This window comes from Halorussus caseinilyticus (assembly GCF_029338395.1).
GTDB lineage: Archaea > Halobacteriota > Halobacteria > Halobacteriales > Haladaptataceae > Halorussus > Halorussus caseinilyticus.
In genome coordinates this window covers 959,109-974,944 of record NZ_CP119809.1, presented here as the reverse complement: position 1 = coordinate 974,944, position 15,836 = coordinate 959,109, and the positions used below count along the sequence as shown (strand labels likewise).

At 64.2% G+C, this 15,836-nt stretch carries 11 protein-coding genes; 10 read left to right on the top strand and 1 reads right to left on the bottom strand.

What is annotated here, in order from left to right:
• The 9 genes from nuoL to acs all read left to right on the top strand — a co-directional run bounded on the left by nuoL (position 1) and on the right by acs (position 13,335).
• On the top strand, positions 1 to 2,061 hold the full coding sequence (nuoL, locus tag P2T60_RS05000; RefSeq protein WP_276281458.1) for an NADH-quinone oxidoreductase subunit L: 2,061 nt from the start codon (positions 1 to 3) through the stop codon (positions 2,059 to 2,061).
• Complete coding sequence (locus P2T60_RS04995; RefSeq protein WP_276281457.1) at positions 2,062 to 3,591, top strand: complex I subunit 4 family protein; 1,530 nt, start codon at positions 2,062 to 2,064, stop codon at positions 3,589 to 3,591.
• Positions 3,592 to 5,085, top strand: coding sequence for an NADH-quinone oxidoreductase subunit N (locus P2T60_RS04990; protein WP_276281456.1), 1,494 nt, complete (start codon positions 3,592 to 3,594; stop codon positions 5,083 to 5,085).
• 453 nt (positions 5,086 to 5,538) lie between these two features.
• Positions 5,539 to 7,029, top strand: coding sequence for a DHH family phosphoesterase (locus tag P2T60_RS04985; RefSeq protein WP_276281455.1), 1,491 nt, complete (start codon positions 5,539 to 5,541; stop codon positions 7,027 to 7,029).
• A 294-nt stretch (positions 7,030 to 7,323) separates the two neighbouring features.
• The gene (locus P2T60_RS04980; RefSeq protein WP_276281454.1) at positions 7,324 to 8,151 is read left to right on the top strand and encodes a CBS pair associated ParBc domain-containing protein; all 828 of its coding nucleotides are present in this window, start codon (positions 7,324 to 7,326) and stop codon (positions 8,149 to 8,151) included.
• Positions 8,152 to 8,405: 254 nt separating this feature from the next.
• Complete coding sequence (locus P2T60_RS04975; protein WP_276281453.1) at positions 8,406 to 10,106, top strand: acyl-CoA mutase large subunit family protein; 1,701 nt, start codon at positions 8,406 to 8,408, stop codon at positions 10,104 to 10,106.
• Positions 10,107 to 10,352: 246 nt separating this feature from the next.
• Positions 10,353 to 10,883 carry an N-acetylmuramoyl-L-alanine amidase gene (locus P2T60_RS04970; RefSeq protein ID WP_276281452.1) on the top strand — a complete coding sequence of 177 codons (531 nt, stop codon included), beginning with the start codon at positions 10,353 to 10,355 and terminating at the stop codon, positions 10,881 to 10,883.
• 96 nt (positions 10,884 to 10,979) lie between these two features.
• Positions 10,980 to 11,198, top strand: coding sequence for a DUF8015 family protein (locus P2T60_RS04965; RefSeq protein WP_276281451.1), 219 nt, complete (start codon positions 10,980 to 10,982; stop codon positions 11,196 to 11,198).
• 145 nt (positions 11,199 to 11,343) lie between these two features.
• Entirely contained in the window at positions 11,344 to 13,335 is a 1,992-nt protein-coding gene (gene acs / locus P2T60_RS04960) for an acetate--CoA ligase (protein WP_276281450.1), read from the top strand.
• Between the two features lie 242 nt (positions 13,336 to 13,577).
• Here acs and P2T60_RS04955 read toward each other — a convergent pair whose 3' ends face one another.
• Positions 13,578 to 13,877, bottom strand: coding sequence for a hypothetical protein (locus P2T60_RS04955; protein ID WP_276281449.1), 300 nt, complete (start codon positions 13,875 to 13,877; stop codon positions 13,578 to 13,580).
• A 157-nt stretch (positions 13,878 to 14,034) separates the two neighbouring features.
• Between P2T60_RS04955 and P2T60_RS04950 the strand changes: the two genes are divergently transcribed.
• Positions 14,035 to 15,654, top strand: coding sequence for a long-chain-fatty-acid--CoA ligase (locus P2T60_RS04950; RefSeq protein ID WP_276281448.1), 1,620 nt, complete (start codon positions 14,035 to 14,037; stop codon positions 15,652 to 15,654).
• The last annotated feature ends 182 nt before the right edge of the window (positions 15,655 to 15,836 follow it).

The window sequence follows — 15,836 nt, the reverse complement described above, 5'->3', positions numbered from 1 at the left end:
ATGGCAGCACTCCCCTTCGAACTGACTCCGGTCATCGCGGCCCTGCCGTTCGTATCGTTCCTAATCGCCCTCTTCGTCGGCGCGTTCGCCCCGCGACTGCTCCCCAAGGGCGGCGCGATTCCGGGCATCCTCGCCACCGGCGGTTCGCTGCTCCTGTCGCTGTGGGTGTTCCTCACGGTGTCGGGCGGCGAGACCTACCACGAGTACGTGACGTGGGTCGCGGGCACTGGCGAGGCGACGTTCGACCTGCATCTGGGCGTTCTCGTCGACCCGCTGTCGTCGATGATGCTCATCATCGTCTCGCTGGTCGCGTTCCTCGTCCACATCTTCAGCCTCGGATACATGAACGACGAGGGCGAGACGGGCCTGCCCCGGTACTACGCCGGTCTGGGTCTGTTCACCGCGAGCATGCTGTCGTTCGTGTTCGCGGACAACCTGCTGATGGCGTTCATGTTCTTCGAGCTGGTGGGCCTGTGTTCGTGGCTCCTCATCGGCTTCTGGTTCCGCGACGACGCGCCGCCGAGCGCCGCGAAGAAGGCGTTCCTCGTCACCCGCTTCGGTGACTACTTCTTCCTCGTCGGACTCGTCGGCGTCTTCGCCACCTTCGGCACGTCGATGTTCGTCGCGGGCGAGGGCATCGAGTCGTTCCCCCACATCGCCGAACAGGTTCTCGCGGGCGAGGGCGCGGCCGAGGTGACGACCTACCTCGGTCTCGACCCGCAGGCGTGGTTCGCGGTCCTCGGACTGCTCATCCTCGGCGGCGTCGTCGGCAAGTCCGCGCAGTTCCCACTGCACACGTGGCTTCCCGACGCCATGGAGGGTCCAACTCCCGTCTCCGCGCTCATTCACGCGGCGACGATGGTCGCGGCGGGCGTCTACCTCGTCGCGCGCATCTACGGGTTCTACGCCCTGCTTCCGCAGGTGCTGGCGCTCATCGCGTTCGTCGGCGGCTTCACGGCGCTGTTCGCGGCGACGATGGGCGTCGTCAAGCGCGAAATCAAGCAGGTGCTGGCGTACTCGACCATCTCCCAGTACGGCTACATGATGCTCGGACTGGGTGCTGGCGGTTACGTCGCATCGACTTTCCACCTGATGACCCACGCCTTCTTCAAGGCACTGTTGTTCCTCGGTGCGGGGTCGGTCATCATCGCGATGCACCACAACGAGGACATGTGGGACATGGGCGGTCTCAAGGAGAAGATGCCCGTGACCTACTACGCGTTCCTCTCCGGTTCGCTCGCGCTGGCGGGCATCGTCCCGTTCGCGGGCTTCTGGTCGAAGGACGAGATTCTCTACGAGGCGCTCGTTCACGGCCTGAACACGCCGCTGCTGCTGGCGGCCTACGTGATGGGTCTGCTCGCGGTGTTCTTCACCGGCTTCTACACCTTCCGGATGGTCGCGCTGACCTTCCACGGTGAACCCCGGTCCGACACCGCGCGCAACCCCCACGACGTTCGCTGGAACGTGAAGGGTCCGCTCGCGGTCCTCGGCGTCCTCGCGGCAGTCGCGGGCGTCGTCAACATGCTCCCGGTTCAGAAGGTACTCGGCGTGAAAGGCATCGACTTCCTCCACCAGTGGCTCGACAGTGGTCCCGAGGCGCTCTCGGCCCACCACTACAGCGAGTTGCTCCACGACTTCGCCCACTACTCGGCGGGCACCATCGGCTCGGAGGTTACGACCGTCCTGCTCGGCGCGGGCCTCTCGCTGGCGCTCGCGCTGGCTGGCGCGGGACTCGCGTGGAAGCTCTACGCCGTCCCCTCGCCCGAGGAACACACCGAAAAACTCGGCGGTGCGAAGACGGTGCTGTTCAACAACTACTACCAAGACGAGTATCAGGTCTGGCTCGCGGAGGGCTTCACCCTGCCGCTCGCTCGCGCCGCGGACAAGTTCGACCAAGGCGTCATCGACGGCGTGGTCAACGGCGTCTCCAGCGTGAGCCTGTTCGGTGGGAGTCGCCTCAAGCGCGTCCAGACCGGCGTGGTGTCGAACTACGCCTTCCTGTTGACGACGAGCTTCGTCGTCCTTCTCGTCGTCGTCGGTCTCGTGGGAGGTTGGTTCTGAATGTGGATTGAAGCACTCATCGCGGTGACGTTGGCGAGCGCGTTCGCGGTGTTCCTCGCCCCGAACAAGGTGGCGGGCAAACTCGCGTTCGCGCTCAGTCTGCTCCCGCTCGTCGGGAGCCTCTGGATGTACAGCACGTACGAGGCCAGCGGCAACGCCCTCTTGGAGGGGAGCGAACTGGCCTTCGAGACGAACTTCGATTGGGTCGTCGCGGGACCGTACGCGCTGAACTGGCACGTCGGACTCGACGGCATCAGCATGCCGCTGGTCGCGCTGACCACGGTACTCACGTCGCTGGCACTGCTGGCGTCGTGGACGCCCATCGACGAGCGCCAGAGCCAGTTCTACGGCCTGATGCTCTTCCTCGAGGCGAGCCTGCTCGGTGTCTTCTCGGCACTGGACTTCTTCCTGTGGTTCGTCTTCTGGGAGATGGTGCTAGTTCCGATGTACGTCCTCATCGGCGTCTGGGGCGGTCCCCGGCGCAAGTACGCGGCCATCAAGATGTTCGTCTACACGAACATCGCCAGCCTCGTGATGTTCATCGGGTTCATCGCTCTGGTGTTCGGTCTCGGCGACTCGGTGACGACCCTCGACATGCCCGCCGTCGCCCAAGCGCTTCGCGCGGGCGAACTCGGTAGTCTGGGTCCGGTCGGCGCGGAGACCCTGAAGGTGGCGGCGTTCGTCGCCATGTTCGCCGGATTCGCGGTGAAGGTTCCGGTGGTCCCGTTCCACACGTGGCTTCCGGACGCCCACGTCGAGGCCCCGACGCCGGTTTCGATTATGCTGGCCGGGGTCCTGCTGAAGATGGGTACCTACGCCCTGCTCCGGTTCAACTTCACGATGCTCCCGGAGGTGGCTCAGAACAACGCCCAAATCATCGCGCTGTTCGCGGTGGTCAGCGTCATCTACGGCGCGATGCTGGCGTTGGCTCAATCGGACCTCAAGCGCATCGTGGCGTACTCCTCGGTGTCTTCGATGGGGTACGTCATCCTCGGACTCGTGGCGTACACGCTCTACGGCATGGGCGGTGCGACCTTCCAGATGGTCGCTCACGGTCTCATCTCGGGCCTGATGTTCATGTCGGTCGGCGTCATCTACAACACGACCCACACCCGGATGGTCTCGGACATGTCCGGACTGGCGAGCAAGATGCCGATTACGGTCGCGGTGTTCGTCGCGGGCGCGTTCGGCTACATGGGCCTGCCGCTGATGGCCGGGTTCGCCGCCGAACTGTTCATCTTCCTCGGGTCGTTCGGCGCGTTCGCTGGCTCGGTGTGGTTCACGGCCGCCGCGATGTTCGGCATCGTCGTGGTCGCGGGCTACCTGCTGTTCGCCATGCAACGCACCCTGTTCGGCACGTTCGAGGTCGAGACCGACTACGAGGTCGGTCCGGCCGCGTTCCACGACGTGGCTCCCCTCGTGGTCCTCATCCTGTTGGTCATCCTGCTGGGCGTGGACCCGAACATCTTCTACGGCATGATTCAGGACGCAGTGAATCCGCTGGTTCCGGCGGCCGGAGGTGGTGTATAGATGGCGGTCGAACTACCGACGTGGACGGCACTCGGTCCGGCGCTCGTCCTCGGACTGACGGGACTGCTCCTGTTGGTCCTCGACAGCATCAATCCTAACTCGACCAACCGCGGCCTGCTGGCCGGAACCGCGACCCTCGGGTCGCTGGCGGCGGCCGGACTCTCGGCGTGGTACCTGTTCGCGGGCACGGGCGACGACCCGATTCGGCTCTATCAGGACTCGCTCGTCATCGACACGATGAGCCTGTTCTTCGCGTTCGTGTTCGCCAGCGTGACCGTGCTGGTCGTGGTCGCCAGCTACGACTACCTGCGCGACCACTCCTATCAGGCCGAGTACTACGCGCTCGTCTCCCTCGCGGCGACGGGCATGACGCTGATGGCGGCCGCTAACAGCCTCGCGGTGGTGTTCGTCAGCCTCGAACTCGCCAGTCTGCCGTCGTACGCGCTGGTCGCCATCCTGAAGAAGAACCGCGGGAGCGTCGAGGCGGGTCTGAAGTACTTCCTCATCGGCGCGCTCTCGTCGTCCATCTTCGCTTACGGCATCAGCCTCGTCTACGGCGTCACGGGGTCGATGCTCCTGCCGGATGTCGCAAGCGGCGTCGGCAGTACGGAACTGACCGGCGTCCTCGGCATCGGCGTGATGATGGTGCTGGGCGGGTTCGCGTTCAAGACCGCCTCGGTCCCGTTCCACTTCTGGGCACCCGAGGCCTACGAAGGCGCACCCGCGCCCATCTCGGCGTTCCTCTCGTCGGCATCGAAGGCCGCCGGGTTCGCCGTGGCGTTCCGCGTGTTCACCGTCGCGTTCCCGGTCGAAGAACTCGTCACGGGTGCGACCGCGGGCGTCGATTGGGTCCTCGCGGCCCAGATTCTGGCGGTCGTGACGATGACGCTCGGTAACTTCGCGGCCGCGACCCAAGACAAAGTGAAGCGGATGCTCGCGTACTCCTCTATCGGACACGCGGGCTACGTCTTCATCGGGCTGGCGGCGCTGTCGGGCGGCAACGACGAGTTCGTCCTCGGCGCGAGCATGGCCCACCTGCTCGTCTACGGCTTCATGAACACGGGCGCGTTCCTGTTCATCGGTCTCACCGAGTACTGGTCGGTCGGCCGGAAGTTCGAGGACTTCAACGGTCTGTCCACGCAAGCGCCGTTCGCGTGCGTGGCGATGACCGTCTTCCTGTTCAGCCTCGCCGGTCTCCCGCCGTTCGGCGGCTTCGTGAGCAAGTACTTCCTGTTCGCGGCGGCCGTCGGCGCGGGCTTCTGGTGGCTCGCCGCCGCGGGTGCCATCAACAGCGCGCTGTCGCTGTACTACTACTCGCGGGTCGTGAAGGCGATGTGGATAGAGGACCCCTCGGGCGAGTTCGACATCGAGTCCAAGCCCGTCGGTCTCTACGCCGCGCTCGCCGCGGCCGCAATCGTCACGGTCCTGCTGTTGCCCGGATTCGGTCCGGTCTGGCAGTTCGCCACCGACGCGGCGGCGGCACTCGTGGCCTGAGCGACTCCGAGACGCAGATTTCCGCGGTTTCGTTTTTTATCGGTCGTCGCGCGAGATAGCCGCCGGACCCGTCGGCGTGGCATTGCGAACTGTGCTTCCGACCCGGCGCGCGCTGGCGCGACCCCGTGTCGCGCCATCGTCGTGCGAGGGATGAGGACCGCAGGCAACGCAATCGGTTGGGGAGGCGTGTGGCTCGCGGTGGCGGTGCGGTTGCGGTCTGATTGGTTCAAGCCTGAAGCTAGCCCTTCTCGACCCATTCTTCCGGACGCGAACACGTCCTCTATCGCCGACAACCACCGACGACACCCGGAACCACCGACGACACCCGGAATCATCGACGACACCCGGAATCATCGACGTAGACCGACGTACAGACTCGAGACCAACCCGAGACGCCGCGTTCGTCTCAGAGACGGTAGACTTTAGGCCGCGCAACAGAAAGCGCCGGATACGATGGTTTCCCGGCTGATACTCGGATGCGGAACCGTCGGTCAGACCCTCGTGGAGGAGATAGCCGACGGTCCGGGGAGCCTGTTAGTAATCGACGACGCCGGGAGTCGAATCGAGGCGCTCCGCGAGGAGGGCATCTCGGCGACTCTCGGCGACCCGACCGACCCCGAGACGGTCCGAGGGGGTGCCGAGAGCGCGGAAGTCGTCGTCGTGGCCGACGACGACCCCGAGACGAACCACCGGGCGGCCGAAGTCGCCGCAGACCTGTTCCCCGAGGCGTATCTGGTCGCGTACGCGGGCCGGGACCCGTCCGACGACCAGCGATTCGCGCTGTCGGCTATCGCCGACCGGACCGTGGACCCGACCGAGGCGCTGGTCGAGCAGGTGCTGGCCGTAGCGCTGGGCAACTACGCGATTCAGACCGCGAACCTCCGGCGGACGCTCCGCAACGTCGATGGGAAACTCGCGGTGTTCATGCACGACAACCCCGACCCCGACGCCATCGCCAGCGCGGTTGCGCTGTGTCGCATCGCCGACGAGGTAGGCGTCGAGGCCGAACCCTGTTACTTCGGCGAAATCTCCCATCAGGAGAACCGGGCGTTCGTCAACCTGCTGGAGTTGGACCTTCGGAACTTCGACGCCGGTCCGGACCTCGACCTCTCGGAGTTCGCGGGGTTCGCGCTGGTGGACCACTCCCGGCCGGGCATCAACGACCAACTCCCCGAGGAGACGCCGGTCGATATTGTCGTGGACCACCACCCGCCGAAAGAACCCGTCGAAGCGACGTTCGTGGACCTCCGGAGCGACGTGGGCGCGACTTCGACCCTGTTGGCCGAACACGTCCAGCGACTCGGTATCGACATCTCCGAGGCGGTGGCGACCGGCCTGCTCTACGGCATCCGGGTGGACACGAAGGACTTCGCCCGCGAAGTCTCGACTGCCGATTTCGAGGCGGCGTCGTACCTCCTGCCGCGGGCCGACACCGGGTTGTTGGAGCGAGTCGAGAGTCCCTCGGTCAGCGCCGACACCTTCGAGACGATAGCGCGGGCCATCCGGAACCGCCGCATCGAGGGAACGGTGCTGGCGACCTGCGTCGGCGCGCTATCGGACCGCGACGCCCTCGCGCAGGCGGCCGACCAACTCCTCGACATGGATGGGGTCACCACGACGCTGGTCTACGGCTTTCGCGACGGCACGGTGTACGTCTCCGCGCGCGCACGCGGGACCGACGTGGACCTCGGCGAGACGATGCGCGCGGCGTTCGGTCAAATCGGGAGCGCGGGCGGCCACGCGGACATGGCCGGGGCACAGATTCCGCTCGGCTTGCTCGGGACGGTCGAACAAGAAGAAGAGGACTCGCTCGCCAGCGTCGTCAGCGACGTGATTACCGACCGGTTCTTCGAGACGATTCAATCGACGCCCAAGTCCGACGGCGAGTACTCCCACGGCGGCGAGGCGAGTTTCGACGCGACCGTCGTGGAACGCGAGGACTGAATTTTCGGTCTTTCGAGATTCGATAGATTCCTTTTAGAAATATCCGTGATTGCTTAGGAATTGTATAGTTGGTTCAATTGGCGGTCTCGAGCGCTGGCGGTGCGCGGCGCTCTGGGCCGCGCACCGCTCGCGTGAGCGGTCCCGGCCCCTTCGCCACGACGGTTGCTCAGTCACGCGCAACCCACGGAGTCGGCCCGCCGTCGCGCGTTTTCGTCCCTCGACGCCGACTCTCGACGTTCGTATCAGTCGGGTGAAGCGGGAAGCCTTTTCACGCGCCGTCGCATCCAACCAGTCATGGACGTGGCGGCCGCAGACGGCGGGACTGCCGACGGGAAGCCAAAAGTGAAAGACTACATGACCCGCGAGGTGGCGACGGTCTCACCCGACGCCACCGTCGAAGAGGTTGCGCGTCGTATCGCCGAGAGCGACGAACACAACGGCTATCCGGTGTGCGACGGCCGACGGGTCGAGGGGTTCGTCACCGCACGCGACCTCCTGCTGGTCGAGGAGAACGAGCCGATTTTCAAGGTGATGAGCCAAGACCTCATCGTCGCCCATCCCGACATGGACGTGAACGACGCCGCGCGCGTCATCCTCCGGTCGGGCATCCAGAAACTCCCGGTCGTGGACGACGCGGGCAACCTCGTGGGCATCATCTCGAACACCGACGTAATCCGCTCGCAGATAGAGCGCGCGACCCCCGAGAAGGTGGGTAAGTTGATGCGGACGCTCGAATCCATCCACGACACCGAAGTCGAACAGACCCGCCGCGAGGTCCCCCTCGACGCGCTTACCCCGACGCAGGGGAAGGTCTACGCCGACGAGTTGGAGGGCCGGACCTACGAACTCGAACGCGGACTGGCCGAACCCCTCGTAGTCATCGACGCCGCGCCGAACAGCGACGGGAGCGACCTGTTGCTCGCCGACGGCCACCACCGCGTGATGGCGGCCAACAAGATAGACATCGCGGAGATGGACGCCTACGTCATCCTCGTGGACGACGACGTGGAACTCGGGATGCAGAAGACCGCCGAGAAGGAGGGTCTCGACGGACTCGACGACGTGAAGGTCGTGGACTACGCCCGCCATCCCCTCGTGGAGACGACGAAGCGGTTGCAGTAACCGAGAGGTCCGATTTTGCCGTCCGGCACGCGATAGCTGGCAGACCGAACCACCAGAGGGACCCGACTGGCCGGACCGCATCGAGTGGAGGAGGGCCGCCCGGTCGCGGTCGCTCGGCGACCGCGACCGGGCAGGGGCTTCAAGAAGACGACGTGGCCCGTACTCTCGGTCTCGCGTCCCTCATCACTCAGCGCCAAACGCTATCGGAAGCAGGTTGCGGAATCTTAATGGACAGTCCGGCAAGTATTACGAGTATGTACGACGAGGACGACCTCGCGGAGATACGCGACGGGAAAGAGGAGTGGGAAGAGGAGACGCTGGGTCCCGTACTCGACGCCTACGGCGAGCGCAAAGACCGGTTCGCCACCGTCTCGAACCTCGAAGTGGACCGCCTCTACTCGCCCGACGACGTGGCCGACGTGGACTACGACGAGGACCTCGGTTTCCCCGGCGAGGAACCGTACACCCGCGGCGTCTATCCCACGATGTACCGCGGTCGGACGTGGACCATGCGCCAGTTCGCCGGGTTCGGAACGGCCGAGGAGACCAACGAGCGGTTCCACTACCTCATCGACGAGGGCCAGACGGGTCTCTCGACGGCGTTCGACATGCCCTCGCTGATGGGCAAAGACTCCGACGACCCTCTCTCTGACGGCGAGGTCGGCAAGGAGGGCGTGGCCGTGGATACCCTCAAGGACATGGAAATCCTGTTCGACGGCATCGACCTCGGGGAGGTCTCCACGTCGTTCACCATCAACCCCTCCGCGCCCGTCATCTACGCCATGTACATCGCGCTGGCCGACCAACAGGGCGTCCCCCGCGAGGAGATTCGGGGCACCCTCCAGAACGACATGCTCAAGGAGTTCATCGCCCAGAAGGAGTGGGTCATCCCGCCCGAGCCCAGCCTCGACATCGTGACCGACACCATCGAGTTCGCCAGCGAGGAGACCCCCAAAATCAAGCCGGTCTCCATCTCGGGCTACCACATCCGCGAGGCGGGTTCGACCGCGATTCAGGAACTCGCCTTTACTCTCGCCGACGGGTTCGCCTACGTCGAGGACTGTCTGGACCGCGGGATGGACGTGGACGAGTTCGCGCCCCAGTTGTCCTTCTTTTTCAACTCCCACAACTCCATCTTCGAGGAAGTCGCCAAGTTCCGCGCCGCGCGGCGCATCTACGCGAACGTCATGGACGAGTGGTACGGCGCGGAGGCCGAGGCCAGCAAGCAGCTCAAGTTCCACACCCAGACCGCGGGCCAGAGCCTGACCGCCCAGCAACCGCTGAACAACGTGGTCCGGGTGACGATTCAGGCGCTCGCCGGAGTGTTGGGCGGCACCCAGAGCCTCCACACCAACAGCTTCGACGAGGCCCTCGCGCTCCCCTCCGAGAAGGCCGTCCGGGTCGCGCTCCGGACCCAGCAAATCATCGCCGAGGAGTCGGGCGCGGCCGACATCGCGGACCCGCTCGGCGGGTCGTTCGCGGTCGAGAGCCTGACCGACGAGACCGAAGAGAAGGCGATGGCCTACATCGAGGAAATCAAGGAGATGGGCGACGGGTCGGTCCGGGACGGTGTACTGGAGGGCATCGAGCAGGGGTACTTCCACCGGGAGATTCAGGACGCCTCCTACGAGTACCAAGAGCGCGTCGAAGATGGCGAGGAGACCGTCGTCGGCGTCAACAAGTACGAAATCGAGGAGGACACCAAGCCCGACATCCTCAAAGTGGACGAGGACGTGCAGGAGCGCCAGCGCGAGCGACTCGCCGAGGTCAAAGACGAACGCGACGACGATGCGGTCGAGGCCGCGCTCGACGACCTCGACGACGCCATCCAGAACGACGAGAACGTGATGCCCGCCATCGTCGACGCGGTGAAGGCCTACGCGACGATGGGCGAAATCATGCAGGTCTTCGAAGCCGAGTACGGAAGCTATCAGGAGACGGTCACTGTCACCTGACGACGGCCGGACTGCGGATTCACTCGCTACCGCGATTCGCCGACGGCGAACGGTCGCCAAACGACCTCACTATTTCTCCGCTATAATATTAAATATCATAGCTCAAAAGCAGTTATATTTATAATCTAAACTAGGAAAATTTTATTAACTGGTGTTGTATGTATCTTAATGCACATGCCATCAAGACGCAACGTGCTCAAGAAGCTCGGTGTAGCAAGTACAGCAGGACTCGCGGGAACGGCGGCCATGTCGGGTTCCGCCGCGGCGGACATGCCAGCGGTTGACTGGGTTCCGGCCGACTCCAGCAACTACACGAGTGCGAACCGCGGTGCAAGCGACATTAACTGGATCATCATCCACACGGTCCAAGGGTCGGCCAGTAGCGCAGTCAACTGGTTCCAAGACCCCGACGCCGACGTGAGCGCCCACTTCACCACCGCCGAGGACGGCTACCTCTACCAGAGCCTCTCGGAAATCAACATCGGCTGGCACGCTGGCAACTGGAGCTACAACGAGGCCTCCGTCGGCATCGAACACGGCGGCTACGTCAGCGGTACCTACGAGGACGCCCAGTACCGCAAGTCGGCCGACCTCGTCGCCTACCTCTGTGAGCAGTACGACATCCCGAAGCAACGTGCTACTTGGGTACCCACTGACGCGGCTGACAACACGACCGGCGGCATCATCGGCCACGATCAGGTCCCCGGTAGCAGTCACACCGACCCCGGTGACAACTGGGACTGGGACTACTTCATCGACCTCGTGAACTCGTACTGAACGACAGACGAACGCGCTGACCCCAGAGTCAGCGTTTTCGACGGATTGCCATACGTCGCCGAAGTTTCTTCCGGTAGCGCGCCGTTAGTCGTCGGCATGGGGTACACTGTCCAGTACTACGACCTCGTGCTAGTCGCCATCTTCGCCACGATGGGCCTCGGTGCGGGCGTCGGCGTCTTGACCTCGCTCGCGCTTCCGACCGCCGTGACCGTCGCAGGTGTGGCCGCGGCCCTACTCATCGCTCATGGCCTGTTCGTCAACGGCCCGGTGGACGGTCCGGAGGACCTGACCGACGAGGTGGACGCGCTGAACTGAGGTCCCGGCGTTCCTATCCGGAAAGCGGAACGTAACTCGCGGTTTCCGCGGCCTGCGGTCCGGAACGACGCGCTTTCGGGAGGTTCTGGCGTGCTAACTCGCGCCAACATTTATTGCTCTCCTGAGTGAGTATTCGAACGAACTCATGCCCGAAGATACTGCCGAACTCGAAGCCCGACTCGAAGAACAGGACGAGTTCGAGCCACCGGAAGAGTTCGTCGAAGGCGCGAACGTCTCCGACGACTCCATCTACGACGAATTCGAGGAGGAGTGGCCCGAGTGTTGGGAGCGGGCGGCCGAACTTCTAGACTGGGACGAGGAGTACGACACGGTGTTAGACGACTCGAACCCGCCGTTCTACGAGTGGTTCACCGGTGGCGAACTCAACGCCTCGGCGAACTGCCTAGACCGGCATCTGGACGAGCGCGGCGACGAGGCCGCAATCGAGTGGGTCGGCGAGCCGACCGACGAGGAGAACCGGACCTACACCTACGAACAGCTCCACCGCGAGGTCAACGAGTTCGCGGCGGCGCTCCGCGAGATGGGCGTCGGCGAGGACGACGTGGTGACGATGTACATGCCGATGGTACCGGAGTTGCCAATCGCCATGCTCGCGTGCGCTCGCATCGGCGCACCTCACTCGGTCGTCTTCGCTGGCTTCTCCGCGGAAGCCCTCGCAACCCGGATGGAGTCGGCCGATTCGGAGTACCTCGTCACCGCCAACGGCTACTTCCGGCGGGGTGACGCTCTGGACCACTACGAGAAGACCCGCGAGGGTCTCGGCGACGTGGGCCACGAGGTGTCGGACGTAGTGGTCGTGGACCGACTTGGCGAACACGGCCACGGTCACGACTTGGAGGACAACGAACACTACTATCAAGACCTCGTTGAGGAGCAGTCGGGCGCGGAAGTCGAACCGGTGTCGCGTGACGCCGAGGACATGCTGTTCCTGATGTACACGTCGGGGACCACGGGACAACCCAAGGGCGTCAAGCACACGACGGGCGGGTATCTGGCGTGGACTGCGTGGACCTCCCAAGCGGTACTGGACGTGAAACCCGAGGACACGTACTTTTGCTCGGCGGACATCGGGTGGATTACCGGCCACTCCTACATCGTCTACGGTCCCCTCGCCTTGGGGACGACCACGATGATGTACGAGGGCACGCCCGACCACCCCGAGCGCGACCGACTCTGGGAGATTATCGAGGAGTACGAGGCCGACCAACTCTACACCGCGCCGACCGCGATTCGGGCGTTCATGAAGTGGGGGACCGAGTATCCCGACCAGCACGACCTGTCGAGTCTGCGCCTGTTAGGGACGGTCGGCGAACCCATCAACCCGCGGGCGTGGAAGTGGTACTACAAGCACATCGGCGACGAGTCCTGTCCCATCGTGGACACGTGGTGGCAGACCGAGACCGGCGGCATGATGGTCACTACCCTCCCCGGCGTCAAGACGATGAAACCCGGAAGCGCGGGACCGCCCCTGCCGGGCGTGGACGCGCAAGTCGTGGATACCGACGGCGACGAGGTGGACGCCGGACGAGCGGGGTATCTGACGGTCCAGAAGCCGTGGCCGGGGATGCTCCGGACGCTGTACAACAACGACGAACGATACATTCAGGAGTACTGGGCGGAGTACTCGGACACCGATTCGGACGACCCCGACGACTGGGTGTACTTCCCCGAAGACGGCGCGAAGATAGACGAGGACGGCTACATCACGGTCCTCGGACGGGTGGACGACGTACTCAACGTCTCGGGCCACCGCCTCGGCACCATGGAAATCGAATCGGCCATCGTCGGCGTCGAAGGCGTGGCAGAGGCCGCAGTCGTCGGCGGCGACCACGACGTGAAAGGCGAGGCGGTCTACGCCTACGTCATCACCGAGGACGGCTACGAGGGCGACGACGAGATGCGCGACCGGATTATCGAGGGCGTCGAGGACGCCATCGGTCCCATCGCTCGGCCCGAGGCGGTCGTGTTCACCCCCGAACTCCCCAAGACTCGCTCGGGCAAAATCATGCGCCGCCTGCTCGAGGACATCGCCAACGACGAGGACCTCGGCGACACCTCCACGCTCCGGAATCCCGACGTGGTAGAGGACATCCAGCGGAGGGTCGGCGGGGACTGATAGCGGGGTTCGGATGCGCTCGGTGCGACAGACCACGGGCGAACGCTCGGTGGAAGTTTCTACCGGGGCGCACCCGGTGACTCATCCGCCGGAATGCGCCCGGTGTCACTCACCCCAATCTAGGTGGACTGAAAGAGGCCGGTCGCTCAGCGACCGCGAGCGACCGAGGGCTTTCTAAGCCATTGTTGCGAAATCAGTTACTCGCTAGATTGAAAACCGAAGTACACGGAATAAAACGCTTCTCAAGCCCCGAGCCAGTCGTTCGTCGAAACCGCCTCGCCCACGTCGCGGCAGATTTCCGCCCCCTTTTTGCGGACCTGCTTGCCGGAGGGGAGTTTCTCCTCCTCCCGAATCGTGGTCTCTATCCACATCGCCAGTCGCTCGGCCTCGGTCTTGCCCGCTGTCTTGCGGACTTCCTCGATGGACTTCTCGTAGACGCGGCGGCGCGACCGGCCTTCCTTTTTCGCTTCGTACTGTTCGTGGGTTCCGACGGTATCCTCGACGGCGCGGTCGATGTCCCGCATCGACTGCTTGATGCTCATGGTACCCGTGACGGCGTTGACGTGGGTATAGCTGGTGGGCGATGGTGGTTTCGTCGCACACCTTTCCATAGAATTTTTCTTTCGGCGAGTAAATTTTCGTTTCCCAAACTTTGCACCCACCAGAACGTATATCATGAAAGTAGCGAACAGTTTCAGTATGAAGAAACCGCTGTTGGTGACTGACTTTTTAGACAGGGCGCGGAACCACTACGGCGACCAAGAGGCTATCGTGGCGACGACGGGGGAGCGATACACGTACGACGAGTTCGGCGACCGAGCGGACCGACTGTCGGCGGCGCTGGCAGACCGCGGCATCGAGAAGGGTGACAGGGTGGCGGTGTTGGACCCCAACACGCACTACCACCTCGAATCGGCCTACGGCATCATGCAGTTGGGCGCGATTCACACGCCGCTGAACTATCGGCTGACGCCCGACGACTACGAGTACATTCTGAACGACGCGGGCGTGGACGCCGTAATCGCCGACTACGCTTACGCCGAGAAAATCGAGGCCGTCCGCGACGACGTTCCGACCGAGGTGTTCGTCTCCAACGACGCCAGCGAGACCGATGGCGACTGGGAAGATTTCGAGGAGGTCATAGACGACGCGAGTCCCGACGACTACGAGCGCCCGGAGATGTCCGAGGACGACATCATCACCATCAACTACACGTCCGGCACCACCGGCGACCCGAAGGGCGTAATGCGGACCCACCGGACCGAGACCCTCCACGCCTACATCGTCTCGGTCCACCACGAACTCTACGACGACGACGTGTACCTCTGGACGCTCCCGATGTTCCACGTCAACGGGTGGGGACACATCTACGCGATTACCGGGATGGGGGCCAAGCACGTCTGCACGCGCGGGGTCGATGCCGACGACATCGTGGAGACGATTCGGGCCGAGGACGTGTCGTTCCTCTGTGGCGCGCCGACGGTCCTCAATATGCTCGCCGACTACTACGAGGAACACGGCGAACCCGAGATGTCCGGCGACAGCGACGTTCGAGTCACGACGGCGGGGTCGGCCCCGCCCGAGGCGACGATTCGGACCGTCGAAGACGAGTTCGGGTGGTACCTCAAGCACCTCTACGGCCTGACCGAGACCGGACCGCTCGTCACCATGTCCGACGCCCGCCGCCTGATGGACCAAGACGACGATAGTCGATTCAAGATGAAAAAGCGCCAAGGAATGGGCGTTCTCGGCACCGAAGTCGCCGTCGTGGACGACGACGGCGAGGAGGTGCCCCGCGACGACTCGACCATCGGCGAAATCGTGGTCCGGGGCAATCAGGTCATGGACGGCTACTGGGAGAAACCCGAAGCGACCGAAGAAGCGTTCAACGAGAAGCGCGAAGGCTGGTTCCACACCGGGGACCTCGCGGTGGTGGACGACCACGGTATGGTGTCGATTCAGGACCGCAAGAAGGACATCATCATCTCCGGCGGGGAGAACATCTCCAGCATCGAAATCGAGGACACCCTCTTCGAACACGACGACGTGGCGGAGGTGGCGGTCATCCCGGCCCCGAGCGAACAGTGGGGCGAGACCCCGAAGGCGTTCGTCGTGCCCGCCTCCGGCGACCCCGACGAACCCGGCGTGACCGAGAACGAGATTCAGGAGTTCACGAAAGAACACATGGCCTCCTACAAGGCGGTCCACCGCGTCGAGTTCGTGGCGGAACTGCCCCAGACCGCGACGGGCAAGATTCAGAAGTACGAACTCCGAGCCCGCGAGTGGGACGACGAGGACCGGATGGTCGGACAGGGATAGGTGGCTTTCGGCCGTAATTTCGTTTCTCTCGACATCGTATCGCTTTTCTAGACAGTTATCTCTCTGTCTCTAAACCCTCTCCCTCCAACTTGGCGCGCGCGGGCGCGACCGCGCAAGCGGGTCGCGCCCGTTCGCGCGAGGAGTCGGCCGCCGGAGGCGGCCGACGAGGATGGGGAGGCGTG

What these genes read in the sequence shown, in the direction of transcription:
- nuoL (WP_276281458.1), top strand. Translation starts at nt 1, where the DNA reads ATGGCAGCACTCCCCTTCGAACTGACTCCGGTCATCGCGGCCCTGCCG.
- P2T60_RS04995 (WP_276281457.1), top strand. Translation starts at nt 2,062, where the DNA reads ATGTGGATTGAAGCACTCATCGCGGTGACGTTGGCGAGCGCGTTCGCG.
- P2T60_RS04990 (WP_276281456.1), top strand. Translation starts at nt 3,592, where the DNA reads ATGGCGGTCGAACTACCGACGTGGACGGCACTCGGTCCGGCGCTCGTC.
- P2T60_RS04985 (WP_276281455.1), top strand. Translation starts at nt 5,539, where the DNA reads ATGGTTTCCCGGCTGATACTCGGATGCGGAACCGTCGGTCAGACCCTC.
- P2T60_RS04980 (WP_276281454.1), top strand. Translation starts at nt 7,324, where the DNA reads ATGGACGTGGCGGCCGCAGACGGCGGGACTGCCGACGGGAAGCCAAAA.
- P2T60_RS04975 (WP_276281453.1), top strand. Translation starts at nt 8,406, where the DNA reads ATGTACGACGAGGACGACCTCGCGGAGATACGCGACGGGAAAGAGGAG.
- P2T60_RS04970 (WP_276281452.1), top strand. Translation starts at nt 10,353, where the DNA reads ATGTCGGGTTCCGCCGCGGCGGACATGCCAGCGGTTGACTGGGTTCCG.
- P2T60_RS04965 (WP_276281451.1), top strand. Translation starts at nt 10,980, where the DNA reads ATGGGGTACACTGTCCAGTACTACGACCTCGTGCTAGTCGCCATCTTC.
- acs (WP_276281450.1), top strand. Translation starts at nt 11,344, where the DNA reads ATGCCCGAAGATACTGCCGAACTCGAAGCCCGACTCGAAGAACAGGAC.
- P2T60_RS04955 (WP_276281449.1), bottom strand. Translation starts at nt 13,877, where the DNA reads ATGAGCATCAAGCAGTCGATGCGGGACATCGACCGCGCCGTCGAGGAT.
- P2T60_RS04950 (WP_276281448.1), top strand. Translation starts at nt 14,035, where the DNA reads ATGAAGAAACCGCTGTTGGTGACTGACTTTTTAGACAGGGCGCGGAAC.